This window comes from Parabacteroides sp. AM17-47 (assembly GCF_003434625.1).
Lineage (GTDB): Bacteria > Bacteroidota > Bacteroidia > Bacteroidales > Tannerellaceae > Parabacteroides > Parabacteroides distasonis.
In genome coordinates this window covers 1-24,410 of record NZ_QTLI01000006.1, presented here as the reverse complement: position 1 = coordinate 24,410, position 24,410 = coordinate 1, and the positions used below count along the sequence as shown (strand labels likewise).

The following is a 24,410-nucleotide window of genomic DNA, read 5'->3' as shown; positions in this document are numbered from 1 at the left end:
ATCCCTCGTTTAGGGTGGGCGTAAATCCCCGGCTACAACAATTCCGTGAATTTATCAAACATGAACTCCGTATCCAGCGGCCCGCTGCAAGCCTCGGGATGGAACTGAGAGGAGAAGAAAGGCTTCGTCTTATGCTTGATACCCTCGTTCGTCCCGTCATTCATATTGACGAACAGCGGTTCCCACTCCTCACCCAGCGTATCGTTATCCACGGCGTAACCATGGTTCTGCGAGGTGATGAAGCATTTCTCCGTGCCTACCATACGTACCGGCTGGTTATGGCTACGATGACCGTACTTCAATTTATAGATAGAAGCACCGCCGGCTTTCGCCAACAACTGGTTACCCATGCAAATACCGCAAATCGGCTTATCCCCGGAAAGCGCCTTACGGATATTCCGCACGGCGGCATCGCAAGTATCCGGATCGCCCGGACCGTTGCTGATAAACAAGCCATCGTATTCCAGCTGATTGAAGTCGTAGTCCCAAGGCACACGGATCACCGCCACGTTACGCCTCAACAGGCAACGGATGATGTTATGTTTCACGCCGCAGTCCAAAAGCACGACGCGCTTTAGGAATTGAGAATTGAGAATCGAGAATCGGGAATCGGAGGCTTCCAATAAAGAACAGGTCTGGCTCGTACCATCGGGCAGGTAACAAATAATCTCCTTGCACGATACCCGATCCACATAGTTCACATGCTCATAATCCTCGATCTTCAATTCTCCATTTCCAATTTCGTTATCGGCATCGCCGATAACGATACGTCCCATCATCACGCCATGCTCACGCAATTTCTTAGTCAACGCACGCGTATCGATACCGTATATGCCCGGGATCTTCTCCTCCTTCAACCACTCGCCCAAGCTGCACTCGGCGTTCCAGTGGCTATACTCATGGCTGTAATCGCTAACGATAATCGCCTCGGCGTGGATCTTCTCGCTCTCCATAAACGTAGCGATCCCGTTCGGCTCGAATGTACGAGGCGGGACACCGTAGTTACCAACGAGCGGATAAGTCAACACCATCAACTGGCCTGCGTACGAAGGGTCCGTCAAGCTCTCCGGATATCCGGTCATAGCGGTATTGAACACGACCTCGCCAGCCACCGGTCTCTCATAGCCGAAAGAGTAGCCACGGAAGACGGTACCGTCGTCTAACATCAAAGTTGCTGTTCTGTTTGTCTGCATAGAATCTGTATGTTGTGTCATTTCACTAAATATTCTTCTTCCATATAGTGAATAAAAGCCTCGTTCACTAACCGAGTCCCGCCCGGTGTCGGGTAATCGCCGGAGAAATACCAGTCACCCGGATGCTCCGGACAAGAGGCATGCAAGCCCTCCAAAGTCTGGTAGACGATCTCTACTTTCGCCTGTGTCCCGGCCGGTGTAAGCAACTCCACCATCTTAACGGATATCTCCTCGTCCGTAAACGGGGCGTATATCTCCTTTACGTAATTCACCAACGGACCATCCGCCGCTGTTTGTTGTCGCTTCGCCTTCTGATAAGCGTCCAAGATCACGTATTCCATCCCCCGGTCACGTAACAGGGCCACCGCAGCCTTAAAAGCGATAAACTCGTTCATCCGGGACATATCGATACCGTAATAATCCGGGTAACGTACCTGCGGAGAAGAACTTACGATCACGATTTTCTTCGGATGCAGGCGATCCAAGATACCGATAATACTCTGGCGTAAGGTAGTACCCCGCACGATGCTATCATCTATCACAACCAGATTATCGATAAAAGGTTCAATACTTCCGTAAGTAATATCATATACGTGCGCCGCCAGATCATTGCGGCTATTGCCCTCAGCGATAAATGTACGTAATTTTATATCTTTTATAGCTACTTTCTCCGAGCGGACTCGCATGGAAAGGATTTGCTCCAGTTCCTCTTCCCTGAGCAGGTGACTACGATCGGCGATCCATTCTTTTTTCAGCTTATTCAAATAGTTGTTCAACCCCTCCTGCATCCCGAAATAAGCGACCTCGGCCGTATTCGGGATAAAAGAGAAGACGGTATGATTCAAGTCGTAATCCACCGCTTTCAAGATCGGATGCACGAGATTATCTCCCAAACGCTTCCTTTCCCTGTAAATATCCACGTCGCTACCCCGTGAGAAGTAGATACGCTCGAAGGAACAAGCCTTATTCTCTTTCGGCTCCACGATCTGGGAGATATGCCACTCGCCTTTCTTGTTGACGAGTATCGCCTCTCCCCGATTCAACTCCCGGATATCCTCTACCTGCACGTTCATCACGGTTTGTATAACCGGACGCTCGGAAGCCAACACGATAATCTCATCATCCGCATAATAGAAGGCCGGACGGATTCCCCACGGGTCCCGCACGCTGAACGACTCGCCACTACCGGTGATACCGCAAATCACGAAACCACCATCCCAGCCCGGGGTACAGCGTTTCAGCACGTTCGACAAATCAATTTGATCCTCGATGGCATGCGTGATATCCATCCCTCTCAATCCTTCCGCCTCACACTTTTGGTACAGGCGCTCCACTTCCCGGTCCAGCCGGTGTCCCAGCTGCTCCAGCATGATATACGTATCGGAATATTTCCGGGGATGCTGACCGATCGCCGTGATCTCCTCGAATACTTCATGAACATTTGTCAGGTTGAAATTTCCGCAAACGGCAAGGTTCTTTGCACGCCAGTTATTGCGTCGTAAAAAAGGATGGATATAAGAGATTCCGGATTTTCCGGTGGTACTGTAACGGAGGTGGCCCATATAAAGCTCTCCGGCGAAAGGTAGGTTGGCTTTGGCGAATAGCGGATCGTTGAGTTGCTCGGGGGTTAAATCCTTGTAGTGTTCGTGAACTGCGGCAAATATCTCGGTAATAGCTCCGGTCCCGACGGCCCGTTCACGGAACATATATTCCTCTCCGGCATTTGCCTCTAACTTCACGCAGGCTAAGCCCGCTCCTTCCTGCCCCCTGTTATGCTGCTTTTCCATCAGCAAATAGAGCTTGTTCAGTCCATACATCCAACTACCGTACTTCTCGTGATAATACTCCAAGGGTTTCAGTAACCGGACCATGGCAACACCACACTCGTGCTTCAATACTTCCATTGTCGAATCAACTTTTTGATTTTGCCGCAAAGATACAGACAATACCTAACATATTGTTTAAACAAACATAAAATAATTGACACTTTCACGGAAAAAATGTTTTTATCGGACGTTTGGTTAACAAAGCTTACATTTTATAAGCAAAAGGGAGGGTTTGTTTTCAATCCATAATAAGATATAACAAAGAAGGGAGGCATAATGTTTCAGGCAATACATTCCATTCTTAGCCGACTGGAAATTTACAATATGCATGAAGTAAACTCTCCATACATTTTTATAATGTAACCTTACAAAGTTACAGACAAATCATTACGATATTAAAATAGAAAGATTACCTTTGCCATGAACTCTTAGTAAAATGATTTATGGAATATATTAACGAATTTCACAAACAATGGATAGAGCGTACTCGCCAATCAATAACCTCTTGGAGCAAGCAGCCTGCATCGCCAGAAGAAGTAAAGAAACAGCAGGAGAGATTGAACCAACAGAGGGCTATAAGAGAAGGCAAATCAATGAGCTAATAAAATTTACTAATAATAGAAATCTATGGGTTAACTTATCCTGCCTCACTCTCACCTATATGGACAAAGGTGGTGAGAATGAAGTATTTCATGATGGTAAGGTCTCTGTAATCAAGCTAAATAACTTTGAGTACGCTGGTGATGACTTGGAGAACTTTTTCATTCGCATTACTGTACATAACAAGTTTTTCAGTAATGTACCTTATCAGATGATTGGCTTCGCATATAACAGCGAGCAAAAATTCTGTGCAGTCCTCATACAACCTTATATATTAGCGGAACGAGAAGCTACAGAAGATGAAATAGCCGCCTATATGCAAGCTCTTGGCTTTAAAATGGACTATTACGACGAATACCACAATGAAGATTATGAAGTGTTTGACGCAGCCCCTAACAATGTGCTTTATGGTATAGATGGGAATTTGTATTTTATTGATACACAGATAAGATTAAAATCATAGATGACAACAAAGCCGGAAGTCATAATGCGATGTTTCCGGAAACAAAAAAGCCTCCTTTTAGGGGAGGCCTTACCATGGGATCTCTAACACAAAAAAGCTTTGGGAAATCACCGTACGGATATACGAAATAAAGCGAAAGAATAATTTAATTTCGTATAAATCTCTTATAAAGTAAAGAGCGAAAGTCATTGGGGAGAAGACGAGTCACCAAACGAATACAGATATTTCTTATTAAGGAGAAAAAATCGATAAAACCTATCCTATAAAACAGAGTCTGTAATTTCACCTCCGTTACGGCATACCTCCATCCCCCCCTCCGCTTAAACATATCTGGAGAAAAACGGAAAAAAAGTAAACTCTCTTGAATATTATAGAATCGAGCACCATCCATCAACATCCGTACCCATAAATAATAATCCTCGAACAAAGGAAAATGCTTATATCCCCCAGCTTTCAATACAGCCGACTTTCGGAACATCACCACAGGATGATTCACCGGACATCTTCCTTTTGCAAATCTCAAGATATCTTCCTGATCCTTTGGCACTTTACGCACAGAAAGGACATTGGATACCGCTCCCTCAAACTCATCGATCCAAGCTCCCACTACATCCACTTCCGGATGTTCCTGAAATATCGCCAACTGCTTTTCAAAACGGTCTGGCTTCGCCACATCATCCGTATCCATGCGAGCCACGATATCATACGAGCAATGTTTCAAACCCTCGTTCAAAGCTTTCCCCAAACCTTGATTTTCTACCAAAGGAATCACCTTTAATTCAAGATACCGATCCATGAACTCTTTTACAACCGCATGCAACTCTTCGGACAAAGGTCCATCCTCCACCAAAATCACCTCGGTAGGCAATAGTGTTTGTGCAAAGACACTCTCCAGACTTTGGTGCAGGAATAATGCACTCTCCTTGTGATATAAGGAAAGCAATACAGAAAATGATTGCATAAAATATAGGGAAAATTGATTAACCATTAGTGTTCCAATCAGAACACATCTTGAATTAAAATAAAAAAAGATTTTAATCACTCGTTAAAAACAAGGAAACAAGCTACAATACAAACTATCGTATGTCTCATCATTTAGAAAAATGAACGCTTAAACAAACAATAACAAATTTGCAGTCTATACAATATTTTATAGTAAAACCTATTCCTTGTACCTATTGATACATTTTTTCCATGAACTCTATAATCTATCAGTTCATCATTTATCGAGACATAACTACCCAACAAATAACCCCAACAGCCAATCCAAGCATCATGGACAATCACTGGCTTTGGAACAGGCAATACTTTTTGTAACAATTCTCGTCGAAAAGCTATGCAACATCCTTTGAACGATAAATCAAACAAATTCAAAAAAAATAATTTATGGATGCTTTTCACATGCAAAGGATAGCCATACGAATTTCCTATAAGTGTTCGGTCATGTTGAATCAACATATATTATCTAAATAAGAAAAACAAACACTCACCTTATTTTTATGCCATACATCATCTTGATCTGCTAAAAATATAATCACCATGCGCATGCAATAAAGCATTCTCAAAATTTCTCGTAGCTTTCACAAATGAAGAACCAGGGGAAGAAATATGATGTAATACTTTTACCCTATTATCATGATAAGACATAATAATATCTATTGTCCCATCAGTAGAACCATCATCTGATACAATAATCTCATCATCTTCCGACAACTGGCACAAGATTGATTCCAATTGTTCCCTAATATACTTCGCCTCATTATAGGTAGCCATACAAACCGAAATCTTACCCATCACGCATACGATGAATAAGATGAGACAATTAAATTCTTACTATTTTGTATTCTGTTTACTATCAAGTATTCATCCCTCCTTAAACATTCTTAACAAACTACTCAGCATCAAGAAAATAGGCCAATTAGGTTTGACTGGATTCAACCCGGTTATCACCCCACGTACAATGCGCCGTAAATACATCGTTCTCGGAGCAACACAAATCGGGAAATAAAACAATTTCACAAAATACTTCATACCATTTTTCCTTTTCCAATACCTTGGCACATAATCCCTTCGACAAAGCCACAAATAATTTCGAAACTGATAATACACCCTAAACGGAGAAGCAATAGCCACCTTTTTAAGGAAAAAAAATCTATCTCCTTCACCTAGCATATGACCAATCTCAGCATCTTCCACTATAAAAGATCTCAAACCACACTTATGCCAAGCTCTCCAACACCACTCATTATCTACACCATCAATAAAAAGAGATTCATCAAAACCTCCTACAATATTAAATACTTTACAAGGAATCAATGAGATTGATGACATAATAGAATAACACTCCGTAATATTTGAAGTATTACTCAATACTCTTTTATCTATAATTCTAATCTCATTAGACTTTTCAACATATGGTAGTCCTGTTTGACGATTAATTGCCCGAGTTCCTACTGCACCGACTTTTATACTGGCCTCTTTAAGCGCTTGATGATTCTCTAATAGTTTGTCCACTACTTTCTCTGACGCAATCGAATCCTGATCCGCAAAAAGTACGAAGTCATAACCTAAATCAATGAAATAACGGATGCCTATATTCTGTGCCGCAGCTATACCTATATTCTTCAGCAATGGTTTATACTCCACCGACTCATAACCGCTCAGCACCTCAGAGTGGTCAGATGGAGAATTATCCACCACGCATATTTGATCTACCTGGCTAGCCAATGATGACAATGTTTTCTTTGTCACGTCAAAATTCGGGTTATACAATACCACTACCGCTCCTACTTTTACCATACCTTTTATTTAATAATCCATCCTTTAAACCTCTAAACATTTGCACATAAATCGCTCGCCAACACCTAACCTTGAAAGGGAAAGAAATCGGATATATCATTAACTTTATTCCATGATTGATTTTCCATTGCCTTGGCACATAACTACGCCGAAGCAACCATAAATAATTCCGTGTTTGATAATAATATCGTATCGGGGCTGAAATGATAACAAGCTGGTTGAATATCCGGTACTCCTGTTGCCCTACAAAATGAGCAAGTTTAATCTTTAGGGTGATGCCATTGACAAACCCTTTACTCTCCGCTCTCCAACACCATTCATGATCCACATAATCAATAAACAAAGAATCATCATTCAATCCCACCTCCTCTATTTTCCGCAGGGAAACACAACTTCCAGAACTTATAATCTCCCGTCTCCGTATAAAATCTTCCGTCATCCATATATCCTTATGGATAGTTGATTTATACTCCTCTTCTGTACGGCCATTTATTATGGTTGGTCCCAACAAAAACAGATTAGGAATCAATTGTTCGATCCGCTTATATTCTTCTATTATACCTTCCGAATACCTTTCGGGAATCTTACTATCTTGATCGAAAAAAATAATATAGTCACATCCTAAACACTCAGCTTGCCGGATTCCCTCATTCTGTGCAGTAGCTATACCCATATTTCTCTGTAGAGGAACATATATCAACCGATCCTTCTTTAATGCCAAATCCCGATCAGGCGTATTATCTACTACGACCAATGTAACCATCTCATCCTCCAATAAACGTTCATGATAAACGCTCATCTCCGCCTTATACAACACGACAACTATCGCCACTGATTCTCTCATAAGCCCTCACGCACTACAAATGGCGTAAGCGCCCGATGAGAAAATAGAGGAAGCCCTACACCTCCCTTGATAATTTTTAACACATAAAAGAGATTGGATTCAAAGCCGTTATATTTAATCTTTCCATCGAGCAATAAGAGTAATCTGGTAAGCCAATTCTTTCTTGAAAAAACAAAACGAGAAATAAGCCACACAGCCTCTTCGGAAAGCAAATCCTTATAAGCGATCAATAAATCCCATGTACTATCCGAGGAACCATCATCCCTCACCAACACCTTCAACTCCACACCCTCTTGGATCAACAAGCTATCCAGCTGGGCACACAAAAAACGCTCTCCATTATAGGTGGAGAGAAGCACAACTATTTTTTTCATTGAAAGAATATAAACAATCGAATCAATTAATTGATATACAGAACTACTAGCGAAATCGTTCAAATCCAGCCAGTGCGTTATCCGCAAATCGCTCATAATTATCAAGCCCCAGCACTTCCTTAATCTTTTCCGCAACGACCTTAGCATCAGTCACATCCACACAGAAGCCATTATACCCATCTTCTATCAATTCTATTGGCCCTCCGATGTTAGGCGCAATGGATGGAACGCCATAAGCCATCGCCTCTAAAATGGTCATACCAAAAGTCTCTACGCACAAAAATGGGTTTGATAAATTGAGCATCAAGTCCGCCTCTCGTAAATAAGGATGGATATTCGATTGTGCTGGAATTAATTCCACATTTTTAGGTATTGACTGTTCTAAATAAGCCTGTATAGATTCCATATCCGCACTAAGCATCAAGCGGAAATGGAGATCGGGTAAAAGTTCGGCCACCGCCATGAAGGTAGATAAGCCCTTTACTTTCGAGAGAGAGGCAATCATCAAGACCGTATTCCGCTTTCGCTCACCAATAGGCTTTATATCGACCCTGTCCAAAAATTGTTTGCCTAGATGATTGTAGCACACCGTACTCGTGCACGATGGATTATCTGGATAGCTATCTCTCGTATACCTCGACACGAAAATACGGTGTGCCTTTGTATGGGCAAATATCCACTCCATTATCCGAACAGATAGCGTTTGCTGGACAAATTTCTCATGAATATGATAGATTACTTTCTTTCCATACAACCGTCCTAACAGAGCTGCCAAGTAAGGAGTGATCGTATTGATATAAAATGTATTGTAACGCCAACCTAAACATAACGTAAGCAACACAAAATGTATGCGCCATACCAATGGCGCAACAACAGGGATACGCTTTCCATGCCAAGTAGGTACACAATACCCTATCAATTGCACATTTGGCAATTCACTCAAGAATCCTTTGCCATGATTCCGGTTAACAATGATATCAACAGATTGCCCCGCATAATCACGAGCAATCACATCAGCTAACACACGAGTACTCCCGGTGTAGTCGTTCTTAGGATGAAAGAAGAGAATGGATTTCATCTAGATATTTGAAATTGATTAGTTTGATTTAAATGGTATATGGCAAGTATGGAGGCAAAAAACGTCCAATGAAACGATTTTAAGTACCCTTCATCGACAATTGTCAATATTGGCCAGCAAAGAATTAGGATAACACCTATTAAATGCAACAAACGATTAGAATCCAAATAGCACTTAATAGCTAATCTAGCAACACCATAAATAAGAGCAATCGTAAATACTAACCCATATTCGACCAATGCTTGAATCCACAAATTATGAGCATAGGTAATCCAAATATCCGCTTTCTCATATTCATAAATTTGACTTCCAGGCCCACTTCCTATATATAACCAATCCTCTGCGATTTTCAATCCTCCAGCCCATAAAATCCAACGAGGATCTTGAGCTGCTCCAGTTCTCGCATCAGTCTTTCGTTCTATTAAAAAAAGAATAGTATCCGAATACTCATACCACAGATAGACACATAATATAGACAATACAAAGATCAAAATATATTTATCTCTCTTATTACTATTCATCCCCATAAAAAATGGGATAAAAGAAAGAAACAGAGCTATCAAACAACCACGAGATGTATTAATAAATTCTATCGCAACAATAAATAATAAAAGAAGAAGCAATAATAGTTTTTCACGAATCACATTTGTATATACCCAATAAAGTATCAACATAAACAAGCATAAAATCAGCACAATAGACAAAGAGTTGTAATTACCATAAGTTACAGCGGCATAAGTTCTCAATCCCACCGTACCATCTAAAGATGTCGCATACTCTGTTGCTTGAAATTGTCCTTCTGCCGTATGTTGACCGGTAAAGACTTCCCAAATAGCTACCACCAAATTAGCTATTGTAAAAAACAACCATCCTTTTAATATTGAATCAATAGGTTTACTAGCCCTAAACGAAGAATAATAAATAAGAAAGAAAGCACCTATATAACATAATAAACTCAAAAAAGAGGTTGTATACATATACCAATCCGATATCCAAAATACAGCTAAAAACGAATAAAAGATAACTCCATATAAGCAATAGGTTAATTTCTTGATCCGATAATTAACCTTAATTTTAATAATATAATAGAGCAAAAACAAAAAACCTATTATTCGTGTCGGAATAAATGCACCAAACAATGGACCCGCAAATATAACCGACACAATCGTCATCATTATCAAATAATCATAACGATTATTTTTTAAATCATATTTAATCGTTATGTTCATCAAATTTTAAATAATCGACAGATTCCATCCTATAATTCTCTAACAAAAACTCCACCCTCTCATAGTCAATCTTTCCATCAAGGAAATCCGTCACTTCTCCCAATATCCGATCAGACAAATTCAACTTAGCCAATAAAGAAGCGGAACGCCCTCCAAGACTACCCATCCCAACCACATAAAAGGGCTTTTGGAAAACAACAGAGAACACTGTACCATGAAAAGATGATGTCACAACAAATGCAGCCTCTTTGAAATAAGAGATAAACGAAATAGGGTCAAGTGTCTGTAAATAACGCCGCCCCGATTTGAACGGAAGTAAACAAGCGGTAATATTTATCAGCTCATACCCTAACTCTCGACTAACTTTACGAGCTTGTTCCGCACACTTCTCTGATTGCAACAAATTATAACAAAGCACATAAGGGCGTTTCGTTGAAATTGGCACACACCTTTTCTCCCACTCCTTTTTCCTCAATAGCAATACTGGATCGCACACCACATGCACCTCCTTGCCTGTAAAGGGATGGAGTGTCTTTGCCAATTCAGCTTCACGCACAGATATAGCATTAAAATCTCTCAATAAGGAGGGCAATACCTTCTTCTCTGCCGCATCCAAACATATAGGAGACATACTCGCCGCATAGGTAGCTTTACGGCAATTAACACCTTGTCCAAAAAATACCGGATCGAACCGACCTCCCGTGAGACGAGAACTCCAAATCTGATCACTACCAAACAACAGCCAATCAAAATTGGAATAATCCGAACTCATATCGTAGGGGTACAGGTTAAGCTTCATCCGCATGAAGTTATCGAATCCATCCCAACGTTTGCCTCTTTTTTTCAATAAGAATGGCTCGGACAGCAAACGCTTGAGTGTACGCAACGGATCCTTGGAAAGCCAATGAGACAATTTATGTTTTTTATATGGATGTGTCAAATAGTCCGGCCGATAATCGATCACATACACCTCATCTCCCCGACCTTTCAAATATTCCTGCAAGGCATAACATTGTAACATCGCCCCATAGTTATGGGCACAATGAAAGGTTAGTATTCCTATTCTCATTTGCTGAACTTACGAATTGTATTTATAAGATTTTTTCCCAATACTGATTTGGCTGTTTCTTTCAGTTTATGGGTTGCTAAAGTTTTAGCATCATAATCAAGAGTAGTCATAATTTCAAGTGCCTCTCTTTCTAGTTCGGCATCAGTGAACACCTCAAATATAATAGGTTTATCAGACAAGCTAGGATTTGTAAACTTATCCAACGCTTGCATGAATTCGTTTTTTGTACTAGCGGTCAAGTATTCAAATCCCAAATCTTCAGCAAAATGTTTAACCAAGCAAGGAGATTTTCTTCCAAAGTGACCTTCTGCCGCCATATACTCATTCACATCTTCCTTAAAAGCCATATAAGAATTATGCGAATTCATTTTAAACTCAGTTCCTACCCCATTGTTAATCAAAAGGATTCTAACATTGTTACCCACATGCCGATTACCAAGCACATTGATATCGTAAAAGAAAGCCAAATCACCGGTCACTAAATAACACAAGCGTTTGGGATTCACCAGCGATGCCCCTATCAATGTACTGGTACAACCATCAATGCCACAACAACCCACATTGCAAGAAGACTCTACCGTTTCCGGCAATGGAAAGATATTCCAACATCGACGAGTATTTGAGGCACTGATATGTAACAATGATTTTTCAGGCAAACGTGAAGATAGCTGCATGGCTGTCCAAATATTACTGAATGGCAATTCCGGTATTTGTTCATAGATAGCATAACATTTCTCACGACAAGCATCTATAAAATCATGTTTATCGGCTCCCCTTTTACTGTATGCCGTGAAGAACATCTCTTCAGACATTTGGAAGATTTTTGACAATTTCTTGAATGGATTACGGACTTCTCCATCCTCGCTTACACGCCAAATATTTTTTGTTTGAATAGTGCCGGCAAAAGTAGCTGCAGAAGTTTCGCCTATATGTATCATCAAATCCAAAACATCCAAGGGTGATTCAGCATTCTTTTGTAATTGAACCAAGGTTGGTTGTAATCGATACTCGCCATAATAACCGCTTGTATGGTCGCAAATAACAACGGCATCATGAGTCGCACAGAAACGTTCGATTGCAGATACTTGACTCTCCGTAAACTTGCGATGAACACCAACAAAAACACCGACCTTTCCTTGAGGGATCTCAGGCAACTGATCCCATGCTTGGTAACGACGAATAGTTTGAACCAAGGGCAATTCTTTGATGGTAAAATCTTGATTGCAAGTTGTTATTAAATTGATATGAACAGGACCAGAGCCAAAATTCTTTAATGCAAGAATAGCTCTATTCACTTCCATCTCAACAAAAAAATCTTCGCTTTCATCTTTTGGAATTGGTAGCTCTACAGACATTTGAGCTACATCATTCGGGATTATACGTCGGTCTATCACTTGAGAACGTAGATTACCAATATGATTAGATCCTATATGTGAAGTTATCGCTAAGACGGGGAGTTTTCGATAATAAGCCTCTGTCATTCCCGGATAATAATTTCTTGAAGCAGTAGACATTGTACATGAAAGAACCACAGGCTCTCCACTTTCAGCAGCTAACCCACAGGCCATATAAGCAGCTGATCGTTCATCTACGGAAGAATATATCTCGAAGAAAGGATCGTTCTGTATGCTCCCAACAAAACAGATATTTGTACCACCAGGTGAAACTATCACCTTCTTTATTCCATTCCTCTTCAATAAAGCCAACAGAATTTGTACATTTCTCTCCGAAGAATAATACTTGTTATTCATTTTAATAGCTATAATTAATTGTTATCTTTCTGTCGTTAAGTACACTAAGTGAATATTTCTTTTATCACAGAATTTCCTCATATCTGGATGTGGGCATTCTTTCAGATAGTATTTGTTGTTTGTGGAAACAAAATATAACAAGCTCCGCAAAGGCTCAAAGAATAAAGGATAATGCGATCTGCGTAGCAGAGTCTCTACCTTTAATTCCTTCCGTGTCGTCAAACTTAAATAAGGTACATCAAACAAGCTGATCCCCTTATCATATTTAGATCCTATGATAATACATGTTCCATTCTCATGCAAGGCAGAGACTGAGTGAAGCAAGATTTGATAATCCGCCTCCAGACTTCTTCTTGGGGCTGTCAGCATTAAAGTTTTACCATTGTCGCTCAAATACTCCTTATAAACACTCTCGGCACATAAATCACCGATTAATAGAGTTGAATAAAGAGGGATCGTCCGCTTAGGCGACAAGGCTTTATGAGCTTCGTAAAGCTTTAGGACCAAGCGATTGTTTACCGCCAAAATCAAGAAGAAGAGTGCTATCAATATGGAGAACAACCACAAAGGTGTAAAAGCAAACAGAACCAACATGCTCCATAGCAACGTCATGATTATTTTCCTTTTATTTCTTAAAATCCAGGACATACCAATGATTCCAAATAGAGTTTATAATTATCGTTTAGTGAGGATATGACAAACAATTCAGATTCCTCCAAATCAAAATCATCCAAATGAGCATAAAGGGAAATTCGCTGCGGTTTGGTTGATGTGAAGATAGGAATCGCACCTGTATTGATATGCCATTTCAAAATAATTTGACCCATATCTTTCTGGTATTTATCAGCCAGCGCACGGAGCAGTGTCGACTCCTTCAATTTAGGATGCATCTTACATAAAGGTGAATAATCCTGAAGAACGATATCATTTTCTTTACAGAATAACACCTCTTTATCGAAGATATTCAAGGGGTGCCTTTCTATTTGAAGAATCTCCGGTATGATATGCGCAACTTTCAACTCTTGCAAATGATTGATCCGCAAATTACATATACCAATCTTTCGAGTCAATCCCTGTTCTTTCAGCATGACCAGCTCTTCCCATGTAGGGTTCAAATACTTCAATACCGGCCAATGAATCAACAAAGAATCGATATAATCCAATCGCATAGTCTCCAGTTTTCTCTTGAAATACTCCACTACTTTCCCATTATACATCTGAATAGGATCTATTTTTGTTTGAATTTGATAGTCGGATCTTTTCAGCCCCAACTCGTTTGCCGACCGTTGGACTGCTTGACTCAAAACTTCTTCTGTAGCATAACTGGGAGCAGTATCAAAATGGGTAATTCCATTAGTCAACGCCGCATGACAGTTGATATACAAACTTTTAAAATCCTTGCTTGATGAAGCGCCAGATCCAAATATGACAGGTTTACTCTCTTTCATTTTTTTAATCGATTAACCACACTATTGACTTTCTCCAGAATCACTTCCCTTTCCCTTTGGGTCATGCCTATATAAAGAGCGGATAAACCGACAGAAATAATGGCAACAATCACCGAAATACATAAACGAACAAATGATGACGGAAAAAAGCTTATTATTAGTAAAGAAGGAATTATCGCTATGAGTGTAGTGAGCAGAATAGGAATTAACACTTCTATTATATACATTTGGGGTGGCAAACCGACCATATCACGCAACAGTATCACTCTAGCTATAAGCACTAAGATCTTTACAAATATGTATAAGTAATAGGTAGAGACAACTGGAGCACCATAAGTAAAAAATATCCATGTTAAAGGGAATTCCAATGCTCCAATAATGGCTAAGGTTATGGAATATAAGCGTATTCTACCAGTCGCCATACAAGCCGTGTAAGAAGAAAAACCTATACAATCGAAAATACCCAATATTAAAGATAACTGCACAAATATCACGGTATGTGGAGGTACGATAGTCAGCCATACACTTAGCATATATGGTGTCTCACATACCAAAGGTAACACCATGATGAACATGGCAAAATAAGCGAATTTAGCCCCCCGGCATATCAATGTATATAATCCTTGAATATCGCCAGCCGCATAGCTTTTGATAATTTGAGGATTCACAGCCATTGTAAAGTTGTTAACAAACTGCAATACTGCACTTTCTACCTGAGAAGATATACCTCTCGATGCATTCACTGTCACACCAAAGAACACATTGATAAGCATATTCACACCTTGCGTATTTAAAATACCATTTGCGTTTGTCAAGAAACTCCAACCAGAGAATCCTAACATCTCCTTGAATATGCACCAGTCAAACGCAACAGATCCCCTAGTTTCCTCAAAATGCTTTTTACAATAAAGCCAATAGAGTATTCTTATGGAAATAGAGATGACTGCTAAAAATATGGAGTAAGAGATTAATTTATCTATTGGAATGCACATCACTCCCAAACACGCAATCAATTTCAAAACAACATCAACAACGCTCATATAAGCAAAAGCTTTCATGTGCTCATGAGCAATGATACACGCATTATAAGGAATGCTTATCAGATTCACGCAAAAAGTGAACAGTGAGCAATGCAATACACACTTAGCGGCAAACTCTCTACCTTTAGGAAGCTGCATCTCTGTCTCCATAAACCATATCGCAACAACCTCTGCGATGATAAAGACTATGCCCGCCAATACATATTGTACAACCACGCTGGTAGAGAATAACCTCTTTAATCTTTCTGCTTTACCACTTCCTAACTCAAAAGTTATAAACCGACTGATAGCGGCAGACAATGCATTGGACAAAATACCAAACATAGTCACCATACCTCCGACTACTTGATAAATACCATAGTCATCCACACCAAGCACCTTCAACACGAGACGACTTGTGTACAATGATACCGCCAAGACAAAGATGGTACGCAGATATAATAAAAAAGTATTTTTTGCTATTCGTTGGTTGTTAATTACATTCTCAGTAGACATAAACGTAGGCAGGTATTTATAAGCGGGCAATTTATCCCTAGTCAAAAACCAAGTAAGGATAAACTGTGATTTTTAAAGATTATTAAACCTCTGATACTCCCCACTCGTGATATTATCCATCCACTCCTGATTATCCAAATACCAGCGCACAGTCTTCTCGATCCCCTCCTCGAATTGCAAACTCGGTTCCCAACCGAGTTCTTTTTGCAACTTGGTGGAATCAATAGCATAGCGTGCGTCATGGCCGAGGCGATCGGTCACGTAGGTAATCAAATCCAAGTCCTCCCCTTCTTTTCTACCTAACAGGCGATCCACCGTGTTGATCAGCACTTTGATGATGTCGATATTCTTCCACTCGTTGAAACCGCCGATATTGTAGGTCTCAGCGATTTTTCCGTGATGGAAGATCGTATCGATCGCACGGGCATGATCCTCCACAAACAGCCAGTCACGCACGTTCTCGCCCTTGCCATAGACTGGCAACGGCTTACGATGACAGATGTTGTTGATGAAAAGCGGGATCAGTTTCTCCGGGAATTGATAGGGGCCATAGTTATTTGAGCAGTTTGTCACGATGGTCGGCATACCATAAGTATCGTGATAGGCACGTACAAAATGGTCTGAACTTGCCTTACTCGCTGAATAGGGCGAATGTGGATTATACTTTGTCGTCTCATAGAAGAAATCATCCCCGTATGCCAAATGATGTTCACTGGACGACGCTGTTGTCGTGAACGGTGGCTCAATGCCCTCCGGATAATTCATGGTCAACGCTCCATACACCTCATCCGTAGAGATATGATAAAAGCGTTTGCCCTCGTACCTCTCCGGTAGACTCTCCCAATACAGCTTAGCTGCCTGCAATAGCGCCAGCGTACCCATCACATTAGTTTGGGCGAAGGTGAACGGATCTTTAATGGAACGATCAACATGGCTCTCGGCCGCCAAATGAATGATGCCATCGATCTGCTTATCCTGCATCAATTGATAGAATGCCTTGAAGTCGCAGATGTCCATCCTTATGAACCTATAGTTAGGCTTATCCTCGACATCCTTCAAGTTAGCCAAGTTGCCAGCATAGGTCAACTTATCCAAATTGAAGATGTTATACTCCGGATATTTATTCACGAGCAAGCGTACAACATGACTGCCAATGAAGCCTGCTCCACCAGTGATTACTATATTTCGTTTTGACATGATTCTGTTTATTTGTTTTTTATGTTAGCAATACATTGTCTCAGCGATTCTGTCCAATAAGGGATCCGAATACCGAATGTCTCCTTGATTTTAGATTTATCCAATACCGAATAAAATGGACGTTTTACAGGGCTGGGAAACTCGTCGCTATGACAGGGCTGCACATCGCAAGCGGTCGTGCCATTGTATTCAGCGATCGATTTCGTGAAGTCAAACCATGAGCATACCCCCTCGTTGGAGTAATGATAGATACCGGTCTTGTCATAATCATGTTCGTTTTTTTTATCCGCATAATCTTTCAACACCGTCTCAATGGCTTTCGCCAAATCCAAGGCGTATGTGGGTGTTCCCACCTGGTCGAACACGACCTTAAGATGTGGTTTGGTAGCCGTAAGGTTCATCATCGTCTTACAGAAGTTCTTGCCAAACTCACTGTACAACCAAGCCGTACGGATAATCACATGCTTGCAACCGATAGCTTGAATCTTCTGCTCACCATGCAATTTGCTCATACCATAAACTCCGGTGGGGGTTCCTTGTTGATCCTCTTGACAAGGCACATTGCACGGTTCTTTACCAAACACATAGTCTGTCGAGATTTGCACTAAAAAACCATTGGTCTCTTTCATTACCTTGGCTAAGTTTTCCGGAGCCTCAGCGTTCAACTTCTCCACCAATTCCTCATTACTTTCAGCCATATCCACATTGGTATAGGCGGCGCAATTCACGATAACATCTACACGCTGCGCCGCGACCATCTTCCTCACCGCCTCCAAATCCGTAATATCCAAAAAGCCGGTCTCTACGCCTTCCACTTGATTCACATCCGTGAATACATAGTGGTCGTCACTTTCCCGAGCGATGATACGCATCTCGTTTCCCAACTGCCCGTTGGCACCAGTCACCAATATATTCATCTTATTCAAATTCAGGGTATAAATTTACATGATAATCAAACGGTGAATCAAAATCCTCCAAACAAGGATGTTTTATGTCCTTCTCCGAAAGAAGGACCTTGTCCATCGGTATCCGCCAATCTATGCCTAGGCTCTCATCCTTTATACGGATGCCCCCATCCGCTTGCGGAGCATAGAAATTATCGCATTTGTATTGGAAAACAGCTATCTCACTCAATACCGCAAATCCATGAGCGAACCCTCTAGGCACGAAAAACTGGCGATGATTCTCTTCGCTCAACTCAACAGCCACATGCTTACCATACGTTGGGCTTCCTTTGCGAATATCCACGGCTACATCAAGGACGCATCCTTTCACGCAACGCACTAACTTGCTTTGAGTAAAGGGAGGTTTCTGGAAATGCAAGCCACGCATCACTCCGTATGAGGACATACTCTCATTATCTTGTACAAAATTTATCTTACGAACCTTCTCCTCAAACTCACGTTGCGAGAAACTCTCGAAAAAGTATCCCCGAGCGTCATCGAACACCTTCGGCTCAATGATCACTACACCCTCTATATCTGTCTTTATTACCTCCATCTTAACCTAAATTCGGATCTCCTGTCTCCTTTAATTCCTCAATTACTTTCAGTAAGTATTGACCATACTGATTCTTTAACATCGGCTGCGCCAATTCTCTCATACGCTCCTCCGTGATCCATCCTTGACGATAAGCGATGCCCTCCAAGCAGGCCACTTTCAATCCCTGACGCTTCTCCAACACCTCGATATAAGTAGAAGCCTCGCTCAGAGAGTCGTGCGTACCGGTATCCAGCCAAGCGAAACCCCGGCCTAAAGTTTGGACTCTCAGCTCTCCATCCTCCAAGAATCGTTGGTTGACCGTAGTAATCTCATACTCGCCGCGAGCGGACGGTTGAATGCTGCTAGCTACATCAACAACCTTGTTCGGGTAGAAATACAATCCGACCACGGCATAGTTGCTCTTAGGGCATTCCGGCTTCTCCTCAATACTCAGGCAATTGCCGGCCTGATCGAACTCGGCTACGCCATAACGCTCCGGATCACTCACCCAATAGCCAAAAACAGTAGCCCTATTCTCCTTCTCAGCCGTACGAACCGCCTCCTTTAGCATCGATGTAAATCCATTACCATGGAAGATATTATCACCTAGCACCAAGCAAACGCTGTCATCACCGATGAACTCAGCACCAATAGTAAATGCCTGCGCCAATCCATTCGGCGATGGCTGCTCCGCATACTCGAAACACACACCATAATCAGAGCCATCCCCAAGCAGACGCTTGAATCCGGGCAAATCGTATGGCGTTGATATGATCAAGATTTCCCGGATACCCGCCAGCATTAACACACTGATAGGATAATACACCATCGGCTTATCAAAAATAGGAAGCAACTGCTTGCTCACTCCCTTAGTGATCGGGTATAATCGGGTACCCGAGCCACCAGCTAAAACGATTCCTTTCATACGAATATTCTCTATATCATTCACACACTTTTTTATCTCACCCTTCCCCCAGCACATACTTCCTGATCCCATACCGAATGCTCGGTACATTCGCCCCGTTCACGAACGTGAGGTGAGGCAAGAGGGCGCTGATGAAGGCACGGCTCTTGACCAGCTTGAGGGGAGACGAGTAGTCGGCTAGGATCTCGTTGTAAAGGTCCGTCAATACCGTTTGGCAAAGGGTGACCGTGTCCGGGCAGGCGCATAGGCGGGCCTCGTAGACAAGACGGGTCGCCTCGTCCGGGATGAACAACGCCAACGAGGAGGGTTCAGCCGTCACCGGAGGGGCAGGAGAGTTTATCGGAGGAGACGGAGACTCATGAAGTCCCGATTCCGCGGGCGTAATCCAGCGTTCCGTCCGTGTCACCGTCCCGTCACCCCAATGGATGTTCTGGATAGCGATGGTGGCATTGGGCAGGATCTGCACGTTACCTCCATTGACCGTAAAGGCAGAACGTGCCTGTTCCGCCCGCTCTTGATTTTCTGTCATATCCGTTTTTAATTTAAGTGTTAACAATAATCACCCTTTTCACGGGGGATATTTATTTCTATCCTCATTTCATCCACCATACGTCCGTTTCCGTACCCGTCCCGTCCATCGCTATTCCGGGAACGGGCAGGAACGCATTCCTTTACCGGCAGTAACCGAATAATCAATTTATTTTATCCGATCATGAAAGAGTCTATCTTTTCCTTTTTCAACGCCCCCATCACCAATCAAGTACCGAACGGGGTCGTCTGTGTCAGTCAATTGTACGCCTATATCACCACCAGCGAGTGGCTGCGTGAGCGTACCGATCAGGTACGTGCCGCATCGAGCGACGAGAAACGGTTCAGGCGGCTGAAACAGAGTTTGCTACCCTATGTCACGCCCGCCGGTATCTTCTCCTACCGCAAGGAAGATCACTTGCTCGTGCCCTCGGGCGAGTTCGTCATCGACATCGATCACCTCTCCTCACCCGAAGAGGCGATCTGTTGGAGGGACACGCTCTTCGCCGATGAGCGGCTACGCCCCGATCTCTCCTTCGTGAGTCCCAGTACCACGGGAATCAAGCTCCTCGTACCCTATCGCCTGTCGATCAAGAAAACCGTAGAGGAGTCTTTCGACGAGGCGGTACGATTCGCTTGGGAATACCTTGAGTGGAAATACGGGCTGAAAGCTGATGCCACGAACGCAGACCTCTCACGGGCTTGCTTCCTTTGCCACGATCCCTCAGCGAGGCTAGGAGACCGGAATTGTTGACAGAGGACAAGTGACAGTTGGTAGTTATAAATCATTATTCACCATTCATTATTCATTCATCATGAACCCATTATCAGATCTGGAGCGGCTCGTTGCCGCCATCGAGAAACAGGGGGCGAACATCGCTCCCACCTATCAAGAGTATATGCCGATCGCCTTCGCCATCGCCAACGATTGCGGAGAGGCCGGCCGGACATTCTTTCATCGTATCTGCCGGATGTCGGAGAAATATGTCTCTACCGAGGCGGATAAGCTATACGACCATGCCCTCAAAGGAGGCAATGGACGGAATGGCTTGGGATCCGTATTCCACTTGGCGGACCTAGCCGGCGTGAAACTGGACAAATCCATGGCCGAGGCCGGGAAACTTTCAAACTTTCAAACATTCACGCCTCCTTCACACACGCACACGTGTACGCACGAGGAACAGTCCGTGAAAAATGTCCCGCCCGCCTTTCCGGAGTATCCTTGGCCCGCTTTCCTCAAACGGATGATCGACCGGGGCGATACCCCCGCCCAAAAGGATATCCTCCTGCTGGGAGGTATCACCGTGTTGGGAGCGACACTCAACAAATCGATCCGGATATCGTACGGGCGAAAATTCTACTACCCTTGCCTGCAAACGTTCATCGTCGCCCCTCCCGCCTCGGGAAAGGGAGCCCTCGCTTGGACACGCCGGCTTGCCGAGCCGATACATGAGGCGATGATGGCGAACTACCGGCAGAGGCATAAAGCTTACCGGGAGGAGAAGAGCCGTTGGGACTCGCTGGGCAAGAAAAAATCCGATACGCCGGAGCCCGAGATGCCTCCCCTCAAGATGTTCCTTATCGCCGGTAACAATTCCGGCACCGGCGTGCTGGAGAACCTCATCGAGGCCGACGGCATAGGGCTGATCTGCGAGACCGAGGCCGATACCGTGAGCACGGCCATCGGCACCGAGCACGGGCACTGGAGCGATACCTTGCGTAAATGCCACGACCACGAGCGACTGGCTTTCAACCGACGCACGAACCGGGAATACCGGGAGTGCCCGGCCTCTTACCTCAGTGTCTTGTTAAGCGGGACCCCGGCGCAGGTACGGCCACTCATTCCCTCGGCCGAGAACGGGTTGTTCTCACGCCAATTGTTCTACCGGATGCCACCCATCGACGAGTGGGCGGATCAGTTCGAGCAGGGCGACGAGGACATGGATAGCCTCTTCTCCGATTGGGGGAAGCAGTGGAAAATGCTCGTGGACTACCTGCGTGAGAGGGTCAATATCATACAATTCCATCTCTCCGACACGCAAAAGGAGCGATTCAACAGCTGCTTCGCACGCATATTCGGGCACGCCGGCCTTTCCTACGGATATCCGATGCGAAGCTCCGTGGCCCGTATCGCTATCAATATCTGCCGGATCGCTTCCGTGGTGGCCTTCCTACGATCGGTGGAGAGTCTCCTCATCCCACAAGCCATTCTCGATTCTCAGTTTTCAATCCTCAATTGTCCCGGTCTCTCGCCTGCCCTCGAGATCCCGGAGGAGAACGTACGGGACGGTATCGTTCCTTCCCTAGAGTTACGTATCAACGATGACGATTTTAAGGCTGTCCTCTCGCTCGTGGAGCCGCTCTACCGTCATTCGGCGGGCATACTCTCCCTGCTTCCGTCTGACGAGGTGCCACGCTCTCGCACGCCCACGCCCCAAGAGGCTCTCTTCGCGGCCCTTCCACTCTCTTTCAACCGACAACAGGCCTTGGAGGAAGCAGAGAGGAACAACATCCCCACCGCCACCCTAGATACCTGTCTCAAGCGAATGCAGGAACGAGGCACGCTGGAGAAGAACGGCCGGGGCGAGTACAGCTTCGGCGGCCGTGTCACCCATAAGTAATCCCGGCCTCCCTCACACCCCTATATAACGTACCCCACGGGCGTGTGTGTGTGAGGGGGGGACGAATGTTTGAAAGTTTGAAAGTTTCATTCTCCCAAATCTATAAATCATAAATCAAATGTTCTTGCCATTAAGAAAGTCCGCACTAGCGGCATCCTATTTCCCGGAGCTGGCCTCCCATCAAGCTTGCAACCGCTTACGTCGTTGGATCATTCGATGCACGGAATTGCACGACAAGCTGCTGGAGACGGGCTACCGCCCCGAGCAACGTATATTCACGCCCCGACAGATCAGATTAATCATCCACTACCTAGGAGAACCGTAAATTAGTTGACAGTTGCGCACAGAGGTAAATAAAAACAGCCTACTGTCACTAGTCAACTGTCAACTTGGATGGGTATTCTAAGATCTTTACAATGCCCATCCAAGGCTTCTTATAATGCCTATTCAAAGGGGCTTACGATAGGCAGCGTAAGAAACCGGCGGTTATCACTGCGTCCCATGTTAATTAATCGTTATTCCCTACCCCGGGCATCAATCGGCATCACCGCCCCTTACGGCGGAACCTATCTTTGTAACATTGATCAGCAAGCAATTAATTTTCTATTATTAATCTTTAATTATCAAACTATGCCACAAGCATTTCAAGCACGAAAGTTTTTTATCCCCAAGACGGATCCCAAGCAGGAGGTGTACAAGCCGGTTCCCTATTATTTCGGTACCCTGTCCACACAAGATGCGGCCGACCAGATCGCCGAGGAGTCTTCGCTCACGAAGGGTGACGTATTGAACGTATTGGATCGTTATCAGCGGTATGTCATCAAGAACCTACAGAAAGGTTACAAGGTGGAGCTGCTAGGGTTCGGAACCGTCTATAACCGCTTCGTCACGGAGAAGGGGGTAGCGACCGCCCCCGAGGTCAAGGCTACGCATATACGGACTATCGTGCCGGGATTCTCGCCTTCCTATACCATACTGAACGGGGCACGACGCTACTCGCTGCTGGGCGAGAAGACTTCGTTGCTCAAGGTGACGATACTCGGGACGCCGGTAGAGGAAGGGGGCGGTTCCGATTCTGAGTCGCCTGATGAGATCTGATATGTCACTTTTGGCTTGACCCAAAAGTAACCAAAAGGTCAAGGCTGACGCTGACGGGCTACTTCGAGACCTACGCTCGCTGTCGCATCCCAACTCGCTTCGCTCAGACAGGGATGCTCCGGGCGCTCGCTGCGGTCTCTTCGCTTGACGCCCGTCCGCTGAGGCCGTCCAAAGGAAAGCCAAGCTTTCCTCTTATATCAGCCGGGATTCCTAATTCATAATTCATAATTTAAAATTCATAATTCATGAAAAAGTCCGTATGGAGTACCATTATCAAAGTGATCATCGCCGTAGCTACCGCCATCGCGGGAGCACTTGGCATCCAATCCTGTATTCTCTAATTTTCAATT

Annotated in this window: 27 protein-coding genes; 7 read left to right on the top strand and 20 right to left on the bottom strand. The window is 43.6% G+C overall.

Going from position 1 to position 24,410, the window contains the following annotated elements; translation table 11 throughout:
• Positions 1-32: 32 nt before the first annotated feature.
• Together carA and DW205_RS05710 are read right to left on the bottom strand one after the other, a co-directional pair.
• Positions 33-1,214 (bottom strand): glutamine-hydrolyzing carbamoyl-phosphate synthase small subunit, encoded by a 1,182-nt coding sequence (carA, locus tag DW205_RS05715; RefSeq protein WP_005863120.1) that lies wholly within the window; start codon positions 1,212-1,214, stop codon positions 33-35.
• A complete protein-coding gene (locus DW205_RS05710) occupies positions 1,211-3,097 on the bottom strand; it encodes an amidophosphoribosyltransferase (RefSeq protein ID WP_005857863.1) in 1,887 nt (628 codons plus the stop codon). The genes carA and DW205_RS05710 overlap by 4 nt, the downstream gene beginning before the upstream one ends.
• A gap of 394 nt (positions 3,098-3,491) precedes the next feature.
• Here DW205_RS05710 and DW205_RS05705 point away from each other — a divergent pair, with 394 nt between their 5' ends.
• Positions 3,492-4,082: a hypothetical protein gene (locus DW205_RS05705; RefSeq protein WP_005863122.1), complete on the top strand. Its 591-nt coding sequence runs from the start codon at positions 3,492-3,494 to the stop codon at positions 4,080-4,082.
• A gap of 145 nt (positions 4,083-4,227) precedes the next feature.
• Here the strand turns inward: DW205_RS05705 and DW205_RS05700 are convergent, their stop codons facing one another.
• The 17 genes from DW205_RS05700 to DW205_RS05620 form a co-directional block, all read right to left on the bottom strand.
• Complete coding sequence (locus tag DW205_RS05700) at positions 4,228-5,043, bottom strand: glycosyltransferase (protein WP_005863124.1); 816 nt, start codon at positions 5,041-5,043, stop codon at positions 4,228-4,230.
• 548 nt (positions 5,044-5,591) lie between these two features.
• Entirely contained in the window at positions 5,592-5,855 is a 264-nt protein-coding gene (locus DW205_RS05695; protein WP_005863126.1) for a glycosyltransferase, read from the bottom strand.
• 90 nt (positions 5,856-5,945) lie between these two features.
• A complete protein-coding gene (locus DW205_RS05690; RefSeq protein ID WP_005863128.1) occupies positions 5,946-6,881 on the bottom strand; it encodes a glycosyltransferase family 2 protein in 936 nt (311 codons plus the stop codon).
• Positions 6,847-7,725 carry a glycosyltransferase gene (locus DW205_RS05685; protein WP_005863130.1) on the bottom strand — a complete coding sequence of 293 codons (879 nt, stop codon included), beginning with the start codon at positions 7,723-7,725 and terminating at the stop codon, positions 6,847-6,849. The genes DW205_RS05690 and DW205_RS05685 overlap by 35 nt, the downstream gene beginning before the upstream one ends.
• Positions 7,722-8,099, bottom strand: a complete 378-nt coding sequence (locus tag DW205_RS05680) for a glycosyltransferase (RefSeq protein WP_224202221.1) — start codon at positions 8,097-8,099, stop codon at positions 7,722-7,724. The genes DW205_RS05685 and DW205_RS05680 overlap by 4 nt, the downstream gene beginning before the upstream one ends.
• A 46-nt stretch (positions 8,100-8,145) precedes the next feature.
• A complete protein-coding gene (locus tag DW205_RS05675) occupies positions 8,146-9,177 on the bottom strand; it encodes a glycosyltransferase (protein WP_005863134.1) in 1,032 nt (343 codons plus the stop codon).
• Positions 9,174-10,406: an O-antigen ligase gene (locus DW205_RS05670; RefSeq protein WP_005863136.1), complete on the bottom strand. Its 1,233-nt coding sequence runs from the start codon at positions 10,404-10,406 to the stop codon at positions 9,174-9,176. Before DW205_RS05670 ends, DW205_RS05675 begins: the two co-directional genes overlap by 4 nt.
• Positions 10,390-11,475, bottom strand: a complete 1,086-nt coding sequence (locus DW205_RS05665) for a polysaccharide pyruvyl transferase family protein (protein WP_005863138.1) — start codon at positions 11,473-11,475, stop codon at positions 10,390-10,392. Before DW205_RS05665 ends, DW205_RS05670 begins: the two co-directional genes overlap by 17 nt.
• Entirely contained in the window at positions 11,472-13,226 is a 1,755-nt protein-coding gene (locus DW205_RS05660; protein WP_005863140.1) for a thiamine pyrophosphate-binding protein, read from the bottom strand. The genes DW205_RS05665 and DW205_RS05660 overlap by 4 nt, the downstream gene beginning before the upstream one ends.
• 21 nt (positions 13,227-13,247) lie before the next feature.
• Complete coding sequence (locus DW205_RS05655) at positions 13,248-13,838, bottom strand: hypothetical protein (RefSeq protein WP_005863142.1); 591 nt, start codon at positions 13,836-13,838, stop codon at positions 13,248-13,250.
• A gap of 20 nt (positions 13,839-13,858) precedes the next feature.
• Positions 13,859-14,674 (bottom strand): aldo/keto reductase, encoded by an 816-nt coding sequence (locus DW205_RS05650; protein ID WP_005863144.1) that lies wholly within the window; start codon positions 14,672-14,674, stop codon positions 13,859-13,861.
• Positions 14,671-16,209 carry a lipopolysaccharide biosynthesis protein gene (locus DW205_RS05645; RefSeq protein WP_005863146.1) on the bottom strand — a complete coding sequence of 513 codons (1,539 nt, stop codon included), beginning with the start codon at positions 16,207-16,209 and terminating at the stop codon, positions 14,671-14,673. Before DW205_RS05645 ends, DW205_RS05650 begins: the two co-directional genes overlap by 4 nt.
• 72 nt (positions 16,210-16,281) lie before the next feature.
• Positions 16,282-17,406: a dTDP-glucose 4,6-dehydratase gene (locus DW205_RS05640; RefSeq protein WP_005863147.1), complete on the bottom strand. Its 1,125-nt coding sequence runs from the start codon at positions 17,404-17,406 to the stop codon at positions 16,282-16,284.
• Positions 17,407-17,414: 8 nt separating this feature from the next.
• Positions 17,415-18,323 (bottom strand): dTDP-4-dehydrorhamnose reductase, encoded by a 909-nt coding sequence (gene rfbD, locus DW205_RS05635; protein ID WP_005863149.1) that lies wholly within the window; start codon positions 18,321-18,323, stop codon positions 17,415-17,417.
• Position 18,324: 1 nt separating this feature from the next.
• Entirely contained in the window at positions 18,325-18,906 is a 582-nt protein-coding gene (rfbC, locus tag DW205_RS05630; RefSeq protein WP_005863152.1) for a dTDP-4-dehydrorhamnose 3,5-epimerase, read from the bottom strand.
• Position 18,907: 1 nt separating this feature from the next.
• The gene (rfbA, locus tag DW205_RS05625; protein WP_008779659.1) at positions 18,908-19,813 is read right to left on the bottom strand and encodes a glucose-1-phosphate thymidylyltransferase RfbA; all 906 of its coding nucleotides are present in this window, start codon (positions 19,811-19,813) and stop codon (positions 18,908-18,910) included.
• 37 nt (positions 19,814-19,850) lie between these two features.
• Positions 19,851-20,342, bottom strand: coding sequence for a hypothetical protein (locus DW205_RS05620; protein ID WP_005857907.1), 492 nt, complete (start codon positions 20,340-20,342; stop codon positions 19,851-19,853).
• Between the two features lie 17 nt (positions 20,343-20,359).
• On the opposite strand from DW205_RS05620, the gene DW205_RS22105 reads away from it, so the two are divergent.
• The 5 genes from DW205_RS22105 (at position 20,360) to DW205_RS05600 (ending at position 24,060) form a co-directional block, all read left to right on the top strand.
• Positions 20,360-20,497: a hypothetical protein gene (locus tag DW205_RS22105; protein WP_154396230.1), complete on the top strand. Its 138-nt coding sequence runs from the start codon at positions 20,360-20,362 to the stop codon at positions 20,495-20,497.
• Between the two features lie 28 nt (positions 20,498-20,525).
• Positions 20,526-21,095, top strand: a complete 570-nt coding sequence (locus DW205_RS05615) for a BT4734/BF3469 family protein (protein ID WP_005863156.1) — start codon at positions 20,526-20,528, stop codon at positions 21,093-21,095.
• Positions 21,096-21,156: 61 nt separating this feature from the next.
• Positions 21,157-22,962 (top strand): DUF3987 domain-containing protein, encoded by a 1,806-nt coding sequence (locus DW205_RS05610; protein WP_005863158.1) that lies wholly within the window; start codon positions 21,157-21,159, stop codon positions 22,960-22,962.
• A gap of 118 nt (positions 22,963-23,080) precedes the next feature.
• Positions 23,081-23,287 (top strand): DUF4248 domain-containing protein, encoded by a 207-nt coding sequence (locus DW205_RS05605; protein WP_005857913.1) that lies wholly within the window; start codon positions 23,081-23,083, stop codon positions 23,285-23,287.
• 305 nt (positions 23,288-23,592) lie between these two features.
• Entirely contained in the window at positions 23,593-24,060 is a 468-nt protein-coding gene (locus tag DW205_RS05600) for an HU family DNA-binding protein (RefSeq protein WP_005857915.1), read from the top strand.
• Positions 24,061-24,163: 103 nt separating this feature from the next.
• On the opposite strand, the gene DW205_RS22730 is transcribed toward DW205_RS05600, so the two are convergent.
• Positions 24,164-24,286, bottom strand: coding sequence for a hypothetical protein (locus DW205_RS22730; protein WP_009274984.1), 123 nt, complete (start codon positions 24,284-24,286; stop codon positions 24,164-24,166).
• A 19-nt stretch (positions 24,287-24,305) separates the two neighbouring features.
• Between DW205_RS22730 and DW205_RS22100 the strand changes: the two genes are divergently transcribed.
• A complete protein-coding gene (locus DW205_RS22100; protein WP_005855736.1) occupies positions 24,306-24,401 on the top strand; it encodes a smalltalk protein in 96 nt (31 codons plus the stop codon).
• Positions 24,402-24,410 lie beyond the last annotated feature (9 nt).

Bases quoted from the DNA above. Each gene is read 5' to 3' on its own strand.
- carA (WP_005863120.1), bottom strand. From the start codon at position 1,214: ATGACACAACATACAGATTCTATGCAGACAAACAGAACAGCAACTTTG.
- DW205_RS05710 (WP_005857863.1), bottom strand. From the start codon at position 3,097: ATGGAAGTATTGAAGCACGAGTGTGGTGTTGCCATGGTCCGGTTACTG.
- DW205_RS05705 (WP_005863122.1), top strand. From the start codon at position 3,492: ATGGATAGAGCGTACTCGCCAATCAATAACCTCTTGGAGCAAGCAGCC.
- DW205_RS05700 (WP_005863124.1), bottom strand. From the start codon at position 5,043: ATGCAATCATTTTCTGTATTGCTTTCCTTATATCACAAGGAGAGTGCA.
- DW205_RS05695 (WP_005863126.1), bottom strand. From the start codon at position 5,855: ATGGCTACCTATAATGAGGCGAAGTATATTAGGGAACAATTGGAATCA.
- DW205_RS05690 (WP_005863128.1), bottom strand. From the start codon at position 6,881: ATGGTAAAAGTAGGAGCGGTAGTGGTATTGTATAACCCGAATTTTGAC.
- DW205_RS05685 (WP_005863130.1), bottom strand. From the start codon at position 7,725: ATGAGAGAATCAGTGGCGATAGTTGTCGTGTTGTATAAGGCGGAGATG.
- DW205_RS05680 (WP_224202221.1), bottom strand. From the start codon at position 8,099: ATGAAAAAAATAGTTGTGCTTCTCTCCACCTATAATGGAGAGCGTTTT.
- DW205_RS05675 (WP_005863134.1), bottom strand. From the start codon at position 9,177: ATGAAATCCATTCTCTTCTTTCATCCTAAGAACGACTACACCGGGAGT.
- DW205_RS05670 (WP_005863136.1), bottom strand. From the start codon at position 10,406: ATGAACATAACGATTAAATATGATTTAAAAAATAATCGTTATGATTAT.
- DW205_RS05665 (WP_005863138.1), bottom strand. From the start codon at position 11,475: ATGAGAATAGGAATACTAACCTTTCATTGTGCCCATAACTATGGGGCG.
- DW205_RS05660 (WP_005863140.1), bottom strand. From the start codon at position 13,226: ATGAATAACAAGTATTATTCTTCGGAGAGAAATGTACAAATTCTGTTG.
- DW205_RS05655 (WP_005863142.1), bottom strand. From the start codon at position 13,838: ATGACGTTGCTATGGAGCATGTTGGTTCTGTTTGCTTTTACACCTTTG.
- DW205_RS05650 (WP_005863144.1), bottom strand. From the start codon at position 14,674: ATGAAAGAGAGTAAACCTGTCATATTTGGATCTGGCGCTTCATCAAGC.
- DW205_RS05645 (WP_005863146.1), bottom strand. From the start codon at position 16,209: ATGTCTACTGAGAATGTAATTAACAACCAACGAATAGCAAAAAATACT.
- DW205_RS05640 (WP_005863147.1), bottom strand. From the start codon at position 17,406: ATGTCAAAACGAAATATAGTAATCACTGGTGGAGCAGGCTTCATTGGC.
- rfbD (WP_005863149.1), bottom strand. From the start codon at position 18,323: ATGAATATATTGGTGACTGGTGCCAACGGGCAGTTGGGAAACGAGATG.
- rfbC (WP_005863152.1), bottom strand. From the start codon at position 18,906: ATGGAGGTAATAAAGACAGATATAGAGGGTGTAGTGATCATTGAGCCG.
- rfbA (WP_008779659.1), bottom strand. From the start codon at position 19,813: ATGAAAGGAATCGTTTTAGCTGGTGGCTCGGGTACCCGATTATACCCG.
- DW205_RS05620 (WP_005857907.1), bottom strand. From the start codon at position 20,342: ATGACAGAAAATCAAGAGCGGGCGGAACAGGCACGTTCTGCCTTTACG.
- DW205_RS05615 (WP_005863156.1), top strand. From the start codon at position 20,526: ATGAAAGAGTCTATCTTTTCCTTTTTCAACGCCCCCATCACCAATCAA.
- DW205_RS05610 (WP_005863158.1), top strand. From the start codon at position 21,157: ATGAACCCATTATCAGATCTGGAGCGGCTCGTTGCCGCCATCGAGAAA.
- DW205_RS05605 (WP_005857913.1), top strand. From the start codon at position 23,081: ATGTTCTTGCCATTAAGAAAGTCCGCACTAGCGGCATCCTATTTCCCG.
- DW205_RS05600 (WP_005857915.1), top strand. From the start codon at position 23,593: ATGCCACAAGCATTTCAAGCACGAAAGTTTTTTATCCCCAAGACGGAT.
- DW205_RS22730 (WP_009274984.1), bottom strand. From the start codon at position 24,286: ATGAATTATGAATTAGGAATCCCGGCTGATATAAGAGGAAAGCTTGGC.
- DW205_RS22100 (WP_005855736.1), top strand. From the start codon at position 24,306: ATGAAAAAGTCCGTATGGAGTACCATTATCAAAGTGATCATCGCCGTA.